Here is a 12,150-nt window from a genome sequence, read left to right on the forward strand (position 1 = left end):
TCCGGGCGCCGGGAACGACCGCGGAGGCGCGGAGCGGCCCGCTCAGCGGTAGCAGGCCAGCCAGCGGTCCATCTCGGCGAAGACCCGCTCGCGCGCGGGCGCGGGCGACAGCACCAGGTCGTGCATGCCGCCGGGCACCCGGACGCAGGTGACGTGGCCGCCGATCCTGGTCGACCAGCGGGCGATCTGCTCGGGGTCGAGCACGGTGTCGGCGCCCTGCGCCTCGGGGGCGAAGTCGCGCAGCCGCAGGCCCTTCTCCGCGCAGAGCACCAGGACCGGCACGTCCACCCGCAGGCCGCCGTGGAGCCGTCTCTGGGCGCGGCGGATCGCCGCCAGCCAGGCGGCGTGCACCGGGAACCCGCCGACGGGCTTCCACTCCAGGTCGAACTCCCACTCGCCGTGGTGGTCGCGGTGCAGGCTGGTGCCGTACGCGGTGGACAGCCCGAGGGGCAGTACGGCGCGGGCGGGCAGGCGGGAGAGCGGCAGGTGCAGCACGTCGGCGGCCAGGCGCAGGTGGCCGGGGACGTTGAGGTCGAGGAAGGGGCTGTTGAGCACCAGGTTCTGGACCAGTCCCCGGCCCCTGACCCGGTCGGCCCAGAGCGCGGCGACGAGCCCGCCGGTGGAGTGGGCGTTGAGGATCACCTCCTCGTGGCCGTGCTCGGCCCGGATGATCCGGACCGCCTCGTCGATCTCCGGGAAGTACTCGGTGACGCTGCGCACGAACCCGCGGGTCTGGTGCGGCAGCAGCGAGCGGCCGTACTTGCGCAGGTCCAGGCCGTAGAAGTCGATCCCCTGGGCGGCGAAGTGCTCGGCCAGGTGGGTCTGGAAGAAGTAGTCGGTGAAGCCGTGCAGGTAGAGCACGGCCCTGCCGGCGGGGTCCGCGGCGCGGCGCCGTACGAGGGAGGCGACGACCTCGCCCTCGTAGTCGTCCGGCATGGGCAGGACCGTGAGCTCGTAGTCGGGGCCGAGAACGTCGTGCATGCGCTTCAGGATATTTCGTACGGGTTGGCGGGCCAGGCGGGAACGGCGTCCGGAAGATCCCGGCTGACCTTCATCGGGAAGTCCGCCGGGCGCTTCTCCAGGAAGGACGTGACCCCCTCGGCCGCGTCCGGGGCGGCGCCGAGGACGTTCATCAGGATCGAGTCGGCGCGGTGCGCCTCCCAGGGGGAGGCGGCCGACAGGCCCGACCACATGAGCCGGCGGATGGCGGCCACCGAGACGGCGGAGGTGTTGTCGGCGATCTCGCGGGCGAGCGCGTAGGCGGCCGGGAGCAGGTCGGCGGGGGCCAGGACCCGGGAGACCAGGCGGCCTCCGAGCGCTTCGGAGGCGGGGAAGACCCGGCCGGTCGCGGCCCACTCCATCGCCTGGGAGATGCCGACGATCCGGGGCAGGAACCAGCTGGAGGCGGCCTCGGTCACGATGCCGCGGCGGGCGAAGACGAAGCCGAACTTCGCGGTGTCGGAGGCGAGCCGGACGTCCATGGGGAGCGTCATGGTCACCCCGACGCCGACGGCGGGGCCGTTGATCGCGCCGATCACCGGCTTGAGCGAGCGGGCGATGCGCAGGGCGACCGTGCCGCCGCCGTCGCGCGGCGAGCCGTCGACGGTGTCGGCGCCGCCGAACATCTCCCCGGTCCTGCGGTGGTTGAAGGTGTCGCCGCCGCCGCCGAGGTCGGCCCCGGCGCAGAAGGCCCGGCCCCGTCCGGTGACGACCACGGCGCGCACCTCGTCGTCGGCGTCCGCGCGGTCGAAGGCCTCGATCAGCTCGGCGCGCATCACGTAGGTGAAGGCGTTGAGGCGTTCCGGGCGGTTGAGCGTGATGGTGGCCACACCGTCGGCCACGTCGTACTCGATCTCGGTGAAGGACATGACCGAATCTTATTCCAGTTCAAATGTCTGGATTAATCGGGATGTTTTTCTGATCTGTTCACACGCTCTTCGCCTGCGCGACCTGCCCTTCCGCCTACCATCTCCTGTGCGGCGCACGAGTGCACGAGCCCTCGGACGCGGGCACGGGGCGCGGGAAGCGCATCGGGGAGCGCGGGAAACGGGGAGCAGGTGCGGGACAGATCAAGACCGCCCGGGATCGGCGCGGTCATCGGGTGGACGGCGCTGTCGGTCATCGCGCCGGGGGCCGCGCACCTGCGCGCGGGCTGGCGCCGGACCGGGCTGGTACTGCTCTCGCTGTACGCCGCGCTGCTGCTCGCCCTGCTCTGGGTCGGCCTCACCTCCGACCTCGGCAGCCTCGCCGGGCAGCTGCTGGCGTCGTCCTGGCTGACGGGCGTCACCGTGGCCTCGCTCGCCCTGGGGGTCGCCTGGTTCGCCTTGGTCGTGCACTCCTTCATGGTGCTGAACCCCGGCACGCTGCCCGCCGCGGGGCAGGCCGTCGCCGGGACGGTCGCCGGCGTGCTCGCGGTGGCCGTGCTGCTGCCGTTCGGGTTCGTCGGCCAGTACGCCGCGGTCTCCCAGACCGCGATCGAGGGCGTCTTTTCCGCCCCGGCCGCGACGCTGCCCGCCGGGCGCGAGCAGGACCCGTGGGCGGGCCGCAGCCGGGTGAACATCCTGCTGCTCGGCGGCGACGCCGACGACCACCGGCCCGGGGTCCGCACCGACAGCATCAACGTGGCCAGCGTCGACGTGCGCACCGGCAACACCGTGCTGTTCAGCCTCCCGCGCAACCTGGAGAACGTCCGCTTCGTGCCGGGCAGCCCGATGGCCAGGCGGTTCCCGAACGGCTTCCGTCTCCCGGCCGGGCCCGGAGGCGGGCGGGAGGACCTGCTCTTCGCGGTCTGGGAGTACGCCGACGCCCACCCGGAGATCTTCGGAGGACGGAAGGGGCAGGGCGCCCGGGTCCTGATCGACACCGTCGGCTACACGCTCGGGTTGAAGATCGACTGGTACGCCCTGGTGAACATGTGGGGCTTCGCCCGTCTCATCGACGCGCTCGGCGGCGTGACGATCACCGTGCCGCACGACGTGGTGTTCGGCAAGTACAACGAGGGCGTGGTCAAGGCGGGCAGGCGCAAGCTCGGGGGCGCCGACGCGATGTGGTTCGCCCGGTCGCGCACCTACAGCGACGACTTCAGCCGGATGGGCCGCCAGCGCTGCGTGCTCGGCGCCATCCTGCAGCAGGCCGACCCGGCGACCGTGCTGGCCCGGTTCAACCAGGTGGCGCTGGCCACCAGGGAGCTGATCAGGACGGACATCCCGCGCCCGATGCTGGAGCACCTGGTCCCGCTGGCGCTGAAGGTCAAGGGCGCCAGGGTGACCAGCGTGCAGTTCGTGCCGCCGCTGATCAACACCGGCTACCCCGACTGGGCCAGGATCCGCACGGTCACCGCCAAGGCCGTCCGCGCCTCGACCGCCGCCGCTCCGGCCGCCGCCTCCGCCGGCACGCCGAGCGCCACCCCGGCCGTCACGCCGAGCGCCTCCGCGCCCGTCAAGACCACCGCGAAGCCGACCGCCGGGCCGGCGGATCCGAGCGCGCCCAAGGGCATCACCGACGGCTGCGGCTGAACGGCCGCGGCCGGGTCCGGTGCTGTGCTGTGGCCGGTGCGGGTGTGCGTTCCGGTGGTTCGGCCTGGTCCGGTTGCGGGCGGTGGCCGAACCACCGGAACGCACACCGGCCGCTGCGGACCGGCCGGAGCACGGGCCCGCCGTTCAGACGCGGTGGGACTGCTTGGCCAGCCGGCGGACGCGTTCCTCGTCGATGGTGTGCCCCAGGCCGGGCTGGGTCAGCGGGACGGCCACCACCCCTCCGGAGGCGCCGACCGGCGGGGTGACGATCTGGGCGCTGCGCGGCGGTTCGGCCACGTCGCAGGGGAGGTTGCACCCGGGCAGGCTGGCCGCGGCGACGGTGGCCGCCCTGGCCAGGCCCGTGCCCTGGCCTCCGGCGCAGGCGACCTCCCAGCCGGCCGCCACGGCGCCGTCGTGCACCCGCCGCACGCCCCGCAGGGAGCCCAGCACGGCGGGGCGGAGCAGCAGCGCGCGGCCCGCGCCCGCGGCGATCGCCTCGTCCAGCTCCCGCTCCGACGACACCTCCAGCAGCACCGGCGCGGCGACGCGCTCCTGCAGGTCGGCGTGGTCCGACAGGTTGGTGAACGGGCGCTCGATGACGGAGGGCGCGTAGGCGTCCAGCGCCTCGAGGGCGTCGACGTCGGTGTAGGCGGAGCGGGCGTCCAGGCCGATGCCCAGGGCCGGGTAGGCCTGGCGGACGGCGCGCAGCGGCTCGATGTCCCAGCCGGGGTGGACGTCCATGGTGATGTGCGCGTATCCGGCGCAGACGTGCCGGTTGACCCGGGCGACCAGGCTCTCCAGGTTGCGCTCGGCACCGATCCGCACGGTGGCCGTCAGCGAGGTGCGGCTGCCGCCGAGGGCGTGGGCGAGCGGGACGCCGCGCATCCGCGCCCACAGGTCCCAGCAGGCCATGTCGGCGGCCGGGCCGCCGGGGATCTCGCCGAGCTCGTCCGGGTGCTCCCAGTCGACGCCGACCAGTTCCCCGGCCAGCCGCTCCACCAGGGCGGGCCAGGTCGCGGGGCCGGGGTCGACGACCTCTCCCCAGCCGGTCATGCCCCCGTAGTCGGTGAGCCGGACGAGGACGCTCTCCGGCCGCCTGCCGTACGGCAGGACCAGCCGGTACACCTCCAGCTCGCACACGCGTGGCATGAACTCCCCTTGGTCTCCCCGTGCCGTGAACGCGAATCCCGCCCGGAGGCGGGACCCACCCTTCAACGTGAGGAAGAGGCACGTTCTTCCCATGGTGCCATGCCGCCGGCATGCTCCCGTCAGGCCCGGACCCGGCCCGCGACGAGCGTGCCGGTGACCGCCATCAGCGCGGTCAGCACGAAGCAGGCCAGGTAGACGGGGCCCGCCGCGCCGAAGGCCGCGACGACGGCGCCCACCGCGGCGACCGTCATCACCGTGAACGCCGACTCCCCGACGCCCATCGAGGCGCTGTTCTCGCCCTCCTCCCCCGGCGCGGACAGCTCCAGGACGAGCACCGAGAGCGTGGGGTACACGCTGCCGATCCCGAGACCCATGACGATCTCCCCGGCGAAGGCGAAGACGACCGGGACGTCCGGGAACACGGTCAGGGCCATCATCAGCAGCCCCGCCGCGATCAGCAGCGGGCCGGTCCGCAGGATCAGGACCCGGTCGTACGGCCTGCGCCCGACGATCCACGAGGCGAGCGACCAGGCGAGCGCGCCGCCGGTGAGCACCATGCCCGCCGCCGCCGGGGAGAGTCCGCGCTCCTGGGTGAGCATGAGCGGCAGGTACACCTCGCCCCCGAAGACGGTGCCGGCCGCGATCCCGCGCAGCACGATCACCGTGGGCAGGCCGCGCCCGGCGCGCAGCGTGCCCGGCGGGAGCAGCCGGACCAGCGCCGGGACCAGCGCCGCCAGACCGGCCGCCAGCAGGATCACGCCCGCCCCGCGCGCCGCCCCGCCGTACTGCGTGAGCGCCGCGCCCGCGGCCGCCAGCACCGCCCAGCCGAACCTCCGGGCGATCGGCGTCCGCGCCCCGGGCCCGGTGTGCCCGGAGCGCTCACCGGGCGGGACGGCGGCCAGGCCGCGCCAGAGCAGCAGCGCGGCGGGGGCGACCAGCAGCGGCACCCCCAGGAAGACCCAGCGCCAGCCGAGCTGCTCGACCACCACGCCGGTGATCGCCGGCCCGACCATGGAGGGCACCACCCAGGCCCCGGCGAAGACCGAGAAGACCTTCGGATGCGTCTCGGCCGGGTAGACCCGGGAGACCAGCACGTACAGCGCGACCTGGAAGAGCCCCCCGCCGAAGCCCTGCACGAACCGGCCCAGCACGAACACGTCCATGGTGGGCGCCGTACCGGCCACCAGCAGTCCCGCCACGAAGGCCGCCACGCCCGTCCAGAGCGGGACCACCGGCCCGCGCAGGTCGCCCCACCGCCCGCCCAGCACGGTGGCGATCATCCCCGCGGCCAGCGCCCCGCTGAAGGCCAGCGCGTACAGGCCCAGCCCGTCGAGCTCGCGCCCGACCACCGGCATCGCGGTCGCCACCGCCAGCGCCTCGAAGGCGACCAGCACGATCAGGGCCACCATGCCGATCGTCACCGCGCGGTGGCGCCGCGCGAATATGCCCAGGGGAGGTTCCAGAACCGTCGTCGTCATGATCGGACCGTACGGCCGCCGCCCCGCCGGGCGCATCGGCCGGGCGGGTCAGCCCTTGGGCGTAGGACTCCCGGCGCCGGCGTCCCGGACGTAGGAGGCCAGGCCGCGCAGCATCAGGTCGAGGCCGAACTCGAACCGCTCGTCCCCGTCCGGGCCGGTCAGCGCGTCGACGTGGGCGGTGAGGCGGGGGAAGCGGTCGGCGGGCAGGTTCCGGTAGAAGGCCTTGATCTGCCCGAACGTCTCCTCCAGGAAGACGTCGAGGTCCTTGTCGCTGCCGCGCTGCCGGTTGATGTAGAGCGCGCTCTCGTAGGCGTCGGCGCAGATGTAGATGCCGAACCGGTCGAGCATCAGGGCGGCGATCTGCGGCGGCACGCCGCCGGCGAGCATGACGGCCAGCTGTCCCTCGGCGATGCGCAGCGCGTTGGGGCTGGTCGGGATGTTGGCCAGCCCCACCCGGGCGATGTCGGCGTGCGAGCTGAAGACCCGGAACGCGTCCATGACCATCTCCCTGAGCTGCTCCAGCCAGCGCTCCGGATCGGGTTCGGGGACGTGGATCTCGGCCATGACCCGGTCGTAGATCAGGTCGAGCAGCTCCTCCTTGTTCGCCACGTGCGCGTAGAGCGAGGCGGGACCGGTGCCCAGCTCCTGGGCGACCCGGCGCATGCTCAGCGCCTCCAGTCCTTCGGCGTCGACGATCCGCAGGCCGGTGGAGACGATGAGCTCCCTGCTCAGCGCGGTGCGGGGAGCGCTGGGGGCACGGGTCTTGCGCCAGGGCGGGGCTGGGATGTCGGTCACGCGGCGATGCTACCCCGCCGGATTTCCGGCCGGCGAACGCCGTACCGGTAACGAACGACGTACTTGACGCGAACGCTGTTCGTTCATATAACGTCGTTCGTACATTACGAACGGTGTTCGCGAACCGCCGCACGCCCCTCCGAAGGGACCCCCATGACCCGCACCGCCACCACCGGCCCCGAGGCCGCGGCCGTCGAGCCCTACCGATGGCGCTGGCCCGCCCTCTTCGTGATCCTCCTCGTCGAGGTCATGGACCTGGTCGACTCCGTGATCACCAACATCGCGGCCCCGTCGATCCGCGCCGACCTGGGCGGTTCGACCAGCGTGATCCAGTGGCTCGGCGCCGGCTACACCATGGCGATGGCCGTCGGGCTGATCACCGGCGGGCGCCTCGGCGACATCTACGGCCGCAGGCGCATGTTCGTGGTCGGCGCCCTGGGCTTCACCGCCGGCTCGCTCCTGTGCGGCCTGGCCCTCTCCCCCGAGATGCTGACCGGCGCGCGGATCCTGCAGGGGCTGTTCGGCGCGGTGATGCTCCCGCAGGGCCTGGGCATGATCAAGGAGATGTTCCCGCCGAAGGAGATGGCCGCCGCGTTCGGCGCCTTCGGCCCGGTCATGGGCCTGTCCATGGTCGGCGGCCCGGTGCTCGCGGGCTGGCTGGTCGACGCCGACCTGTTCGGCACCGGCTGGCGCATGATCTTCCTGATCAACCTCCCGCTCGGCCTGCTCGCGGTCGCCGGAGCCGTCACCATGCTGCCCGAGTCCCGCGGCGAGCGCGCCTCCCGGCTGGACCTCACCGGCATGGGGCTGGTCTCCGCCGCCGCCTTCCTGCTGGTCTACCCCCTGGTGCAGGGACGCGACCTCGGCTGGCCCGCCTGGGCCTTCGCCTCCATGGCCGCCTCGGCCGCGGTGCTCGCGCTCTTCGCCCGCCATCAGGCCCGCAAGCGGCGCGGGGGCGGCGACCCGCTGCTCGAGACGGGCCTGTTCCGCAAACGCGCCTTCACCGGCGGCCTGGTCACCGGTCTGGTCTTCTTCACCGCGCTGGTCGGCTTCTCGATGGTGCTCGGCCTGTACTTCCAGCTGGGCCTGGGCTACGACCCGCTGAAGGCGGGCCTGGCGAACCTGCCCAGCGCCGTCGGGACGGTGCTCGGCTTCATCGCCGTCAACGCCGCCGGCCTGGCGCAGAGGGCGGGCCGGCGGCTGATCCACCTGGGCGCCGTCGTGATGGTCGCGGGCCTGGCCGGCGTCGCCGTCACCCTCGACCTGGCCGGCACGGGCGTCACGCCGTGGCAGCTCACCCCGGCCCTGCTCGTCACCGGCGCCGGCATGAGCATGGTCATGGCGCCGTTCTTCGACATCGTGCTGGCCGGCGTGGAGCCGCACGAGTCCGGCTCCGCCAGCGGCACGCTCACCGCCGTCCAGCAGCTCGGCGGGGCGCTCGGCGCCGCCGCGGTCGGCACGCTCTTCTTCGGCCTGCTGGAGGGCGGCCGGGCCTTCCCCGAGGCGATGCGGATCACGCTCTGGGTCTGCGGCGGCATGGTCGCCGTCGCCTTCGCCGCGGCCTTCCTGCTCCCGCTCCGGGCCCGTCCCGAGGAGGAGGGCGGCGGACACTGAGCCCCCCGGCGACCGGTGCCGGGGCCTCCTGCCGGGCGCGCGCCGGACGTCCCGGCGGCCAGACGTGCGGCGTCCTGCCGGGCGCGCGCCGGACGTCCCGGCGGAAGACGGGCCCCCGTGCCGCCTCCCGCCGGGACGGGTCCGTCAGCCCGCCGGGCGCTCCAGGTGGCGCTCGGCCCACCGGCCGATGTCGCGCCGCTCGATCGCGGCGGCCATCAGGTCGGGGAAGGCGTCGGGGGTGCAGGCGAAGGCGGGCACCCCCATCGCGGCCAGGGCGGCGGCGTTCTCCCGGTCGTAGAAGGGCGCGCCCTCGTCCGACAGCGCCAGCAGCACGATCACCTGCACTCCGGCCGCGGTCATCTGGGCGACCCGGCGGAGCATCTCCTGCCGGACCCCGCCCTCGTAGAGGTCGCTGATCAGGATGAAGATCGAGTCGGTGGGCCGGGTGATGAGGCCCTGGCTGTAGGCGATGGCCCGGTTGATGTCGGTGCCGCCGCCGAGCTGGGTGCCGAACAGCAGCTCCACCGGGTCGTGCAGCTGGTCGGTGAGATCGACGACCGCGGTGTCGAAGACCACCAGCGACGTCCTCAGCGACCGCATCGAGGCGAGCACCGCCCCGAAGACGCTCGAGTAGACGACCGAGGCGGCCATCGAACCGCTCTGGTCGATGCAGAGCACCACCTCGCGCTGGACCGCCCGCTGGCGCCTGCCGTACCCGACCAGCCGCGAGGGGATCACGGTGTTCTTCTCGGGCAGGTAGTTCTTCAGGTTGGCCCGGATCGTCCGGTCCCAGTCGATGTCGGCGACCCGCCGGGGCCGGTGGGTGCGGGCCGAGCGGTCCAGCGCGCCGGTCACCGCGGCCTTGGTCTTCTGCACCAGCCGCCGCTCCAGCTCGGAGACGACCTTGCGGACCAGCGCGCGGGCCGACTCCCTGGCCTTCTCGGGCATCACCCGGTTGAGCGACAGGAGCGTGCCGACCAGGTGGACGTCCGGCTCGACCGCCTCCAGCATCTCCGGCTCCAGCATCAGCCGGGTGAGGTTCAGCCGCTCGACGGCGTCCTTCTGCATCACCTGGACCACGGTCGAGGGGAAGTAGGACCTGATGTCGCCCAGCCAGCGGGCGATCCTCGGCGCGGACGCGCCCAGCCCGGCGCCCCGCTCCCGCGAGCCCTCCCCGCCGCCGTTGTAGAGCGCAGCCAGGGCCCCGTCCATCCCCGCGTCGGTCCCGCTCAGCGCGCACCCGGTGCCGTCGGCGTCGCCGCCGAGCACCAGCCGCCAGCGGCGCAGCCGCTCCCCGTCGTCCATCAGGCCCTCCCCAGAATCGCCAGCACGGTCCGCACGGCCGCCGCCGCGCGCTCGTCGTCCACGTCGTCGTCGGCCTCGGCCGCCCCCTGGGCCGCCCCCCGGCCGAGGCCGCGGACCCGCTCCCCGATCGAGCGGCGCTCCGGCGCGGCGAAGGCGCCGAACGCCCGCCGGAGCAGGGGCAGCACGTCCACGAACGCCTCCGGGGCCAGCCCGGACAGCCACCCGTCGACCAGCCCGAGCAGCCGCGCGTCGTGGACCAGCAGCAGCCCGCCTCCCGAGGTGAACCCCTCGATCCAGGCCGCCGCCCGGGCGGGCGGGTGCCCGGCGGACATCGCACGGGACATGCGCCGCTCCGCCCGGTCGGTGTCCAGGTCGCCGGCGTCCAGCAGGATCCGGACGAGCCGCCCCTCGATCAGGCCGTGCAGGTCGGAGCGGCGGGACACCGCGCGGAGCGCGCCCAGCCAGCGCGCCTTCGGCCCGTCCTCCACCGCGGTCTCACCGGGGTCGAGCAGGCCGACCGCGGTGTGCACCGCGTCGACGTGGCCGACCAGGTCGCGGGCGGCGTCGTCGTCCAGCCCGGCCGCCGCGGCGGCCAGCCCGACGCAGATCCGGGTCAGCAGCGCCTCTGCGATGGAGGACAGCCCCGCGGCGGGCGTGCCGCGCACGTCGCCGTAGCGCTGGGCCCTGACCATCGCGGGCAGCGCCGCCATCAGGTGCGTCACGTCCCCGTCCAGCGCCGCCCGCGCCGACAGCGCGTCCAGCACGCCCGGCAGCGCCTCCGGCAGGTCGGCCAGGAGGCAGCGCTCGACCAGCGCCGTCAGGTCGGCCAGGGAGGCGGCGGCGGACGCCAGGTCCCGGACGCGGGTGGCGGCGGCGGCCGGGACGGTGGTGCCCCAGGCGCCCGCCTCGATCAGGTCGATGTCGAACTCCGGGCGCCAGGCGAGGGTCCACGACTCCCGGAAGGTGCCCTTGCCCGTGCTCTCCCGCGGGCGGCCCCAGCCCACCCCGAGCAGGCGCAGGCGGTGCAGCAGCCTGCTGCGCTCCAGGTCGAGCGGCTTGCGCAGGTCGAGGTCGAGGTCGCGCTCCGACGCCTCGGGCTTGAGCCGCAGTCGCCGCTGCTCGGCGCGCAGGTGCCGCTGGAGCGGGACCATCGGGGTGGCGTCGGGGACGTGGCCGAGCCTCTCCCCCACGACCATGCGCCGCCCGATCAGCTCCACCGGCAGGTCGTCGCCCTCGCACAGGACCGCCCTGGCCGCCTCGGTGACCTCCGCGAGCCCGGCCAGCGGCCGCCCGCGGAGCACCGCCAGCGAGCGCGCCAGCCGTACGGCCTCGATGACGTGCGCGGAGGAGACCGGCAGGTCCTCGGCGCGCAGCACCCCCGCGGCCTCGGTCAGCCACCGCTCCACCGGCCGGTCGGGCGCGGCGAACAGGTGGTGGTACCAGCCCGGGGAGGTCACGCCCGCGCCGTACCCGCTCCAGGCCGCCAGCCGGCCGTAGGTCCACGGCACCCAGGTCGTCTCCACCTTGGCCTTGGGCAGGCCGCGCAGCAGCGCGTCGTCCGCCTTCGCCGCCGGCAGCCCCGCGCCCCAGGCCCTGCCCGGCGTGCCCGTCAGCGCGGGCACGTGCCAGGCGCCGCAGACCACGGCGATCCGCTCGAACCCGTCCTTGACCGCCCCGCGGACCGTGCGGCGCATGAAGGCCTCGCGCCGCGCCTCGTGCGCGTCGGGGACGTGCCCCTCGCGGACCGCGGCCATCGCCTCGGCGATCACCTGGAACGGCGTGTCGCCGCGGTGCTCGACCGCGTCCTCCCACCACCGCTCGGGGTCGTCGTAACCGGCGGCGCGGGCGAGCGCCCCGATCGGGTCGATACGTACGGCCCGCTCCCCCTCGTCCCCGGTGCCCTCGGGAGCATCCGGCGTGTCCGGCGTGTCCGGGGGCACCGCGAGGGTGTGCGCGGCGGGCAGGTCGCAGAAGCGCACCGGCACATCCGCCCCGGTCGCGTAGCGGATCGCCTGCCACTCGGGCGAGAAGACCGCGAACGGCCAGAACGCCGCCTTCGACGGCTCGCCGGGCACGTGCGCCAGCAGCGCCACCGGCGGCCGCAGGCCGGGGTCCCGCGCCAGGTCCACGAGCCCGTCGGCCTCCGGCGGACCCTCGATGAGCACGACGTCGGGCTTCAGCCGCTCCAGCTCCGCGCGCAGGGAGCGCGCCGAGCCGGGACCGTGGTGCCGCACGCCGAGGACGTGCACGTTCATCGCTCGCCTCCTGTCGTGATGCGGGCCGAGGGGGTGTGC

9 protein-coding genes are annotated in these 12,150 nt (G+C 74.4%); 2 read left to right on the forward strand and 7 right to left on the reverse strand.

Annotated elements, in window-relative coordinates; genetic code table 11:
- Positions 1 to 42 precede the first annotated feature (42 nt).
- Both HS048_RS26380 and HS048_RS26385 read right to left on the reverse strand, forming a co-directional pair.
- Positions 43 to 981: an alpha/beta hydrolase gene (locus tag HS048_RS26380; RefSeq protein WP_068895685.1), complete on the reverse strand. Its 939-nt coding sequence runs from the start codon at positions 979 to 981 to the stop codon at positions 43 to 45.
- Between the two features lie 5 nt (positions 982 to 986).
- Positions 987 to 1,868 carry a crotonase/enoyl-CoA hydratase family protein gene (locus HS048_RS26385; protein ID WP_068895687.1) on the reverse strand — a complete coding sequence of 294 codons (882 nt, stop codon included), beginning with the start codon at positions 1,866 to 1,868 and terminating at the stop codon, positions 987 to 989.
- 189 nt (positions 1,869 to 2,057) lie between these two features.
- On the opposite strand from HS048_RS26385, the gene HS048_RS26390 reads away from it, so the two are divergent.
- Positions 2,058 to 3,515, forward strand: coding sequence for an LCP family protein (locus tag HS048_RS26390; RefSeq protein WP_307832649.1), 1,458 nt, complete (start codon positions 2,058 to 2,060; stop codon positions 3,513 to 3,515).
- Positions 3,516 to 3,659: 144 nt separating this feature from the next.
- Here the strand turns inward: HS048_RS26390 and HS048_RS26395 are convergent, their stop codons facing one another.
- The 3 genes from HS048_RS26395 to HS048_RS26405 all read right to left on the reverse strand — a co-directional run bounded on the left by HS048_RS26395 (position 3,660) and on the right by HS048_RS26405 (position 6,937).
- Positions 3,660 to 4,664, reverse strand: a complete 1,005-nt coding sequence (locus HS048_RS26395; RefSeq protein ID WP_068895689.1) for an enolase C-terminal domain-like protein — start codon at positions 4,662 to 4,664, stop codon at positions 3,660 to 3,662.
- Between the two features lie 119 nt (positions 4,665 to 4,783).
- The gene (locus HS048_RS26400) at positions 4,784 to 6,142 is read right to left on the reverse strand and encodes an MFS transporter (protein WP_230881890.1); all 1,359 of its coding nucleotides are present in this window, start codon (positions 6,140 to 6,142) and stop codon (positions 4,784 to 4,786) included.
- A 48-nt stretch (positions 6,143 to 6,190) separates the two neighbouring features.
- Positions 6,191 to 6,937 (reverse strand): TetR/AcrR family transcriptional regulator C-terminal domain-containing protein, encoded by a 747-nt coding sequence (locus HS048_RS26405; RefSeq protein WP_068895690.1) that lies wholly within the window; start codon positions 6,935 to 6,937, stop codon positions 6,191 to 6,193.
- A 153-nt stretch (positions 6,938 to 7,090) separates the two neighbouring features.
- On the opposite strand from HS048_RS26405, the gene HS048_RS26410 reads away from it, so the two are divergent.
- Positions 7,091 to 8,551, forward strand: coding sequence for an MFS transporter (locus HS048_RS26410; protein WP_196468994.1), 1,461 nt, complete (start codon positions 7,091 to 7,093; stop codon positions 8,549 to 8,551).
- A 144-nt stretch (positions 8,552 to 8,695) separates the two neighbouring features.
- Here the strand turns inward: HS048_RS26410 and HS048_RS26415 are convergent, their stop codons facing one another.
- Positions 8,696 to 9,856, reverse strand: a complete 1,161-nt coding sequence (locus tag HS048_RS26415; protein WP_196468995.1) for a VWA domain-containing protein — start codon at positions 9,854 to 9,856, stop codon at positions 8,696 to 8,698.
- A complete protein-coding gene (locus HS048_RS26420; RefSeq protein ID WP_196468996.1) occupies positions 9,856 to 12,111 on the reverse strand; it encodes a DUF5682 family protein in 2,256 nt (751 codons plus the stop codon). The genes HS048_RS26415 and HS048_RS26420 overlap by 1 nt, the downstream gene beginning before the upstream one ends.
- Positions 12,112 to 12,150: the final 39 nt, after the last annotated feature.

Source organism: Planomonospora sp. ID91781, from assembly GCF_015711595.1.
Taxonomy (GTDB): domain Bacteria; phylum Actinomycetota; class Actinomycetes; order Streptosporangiales; family Streptosporangiaceae; genus Planomonospora; species Planomonospora parontospora.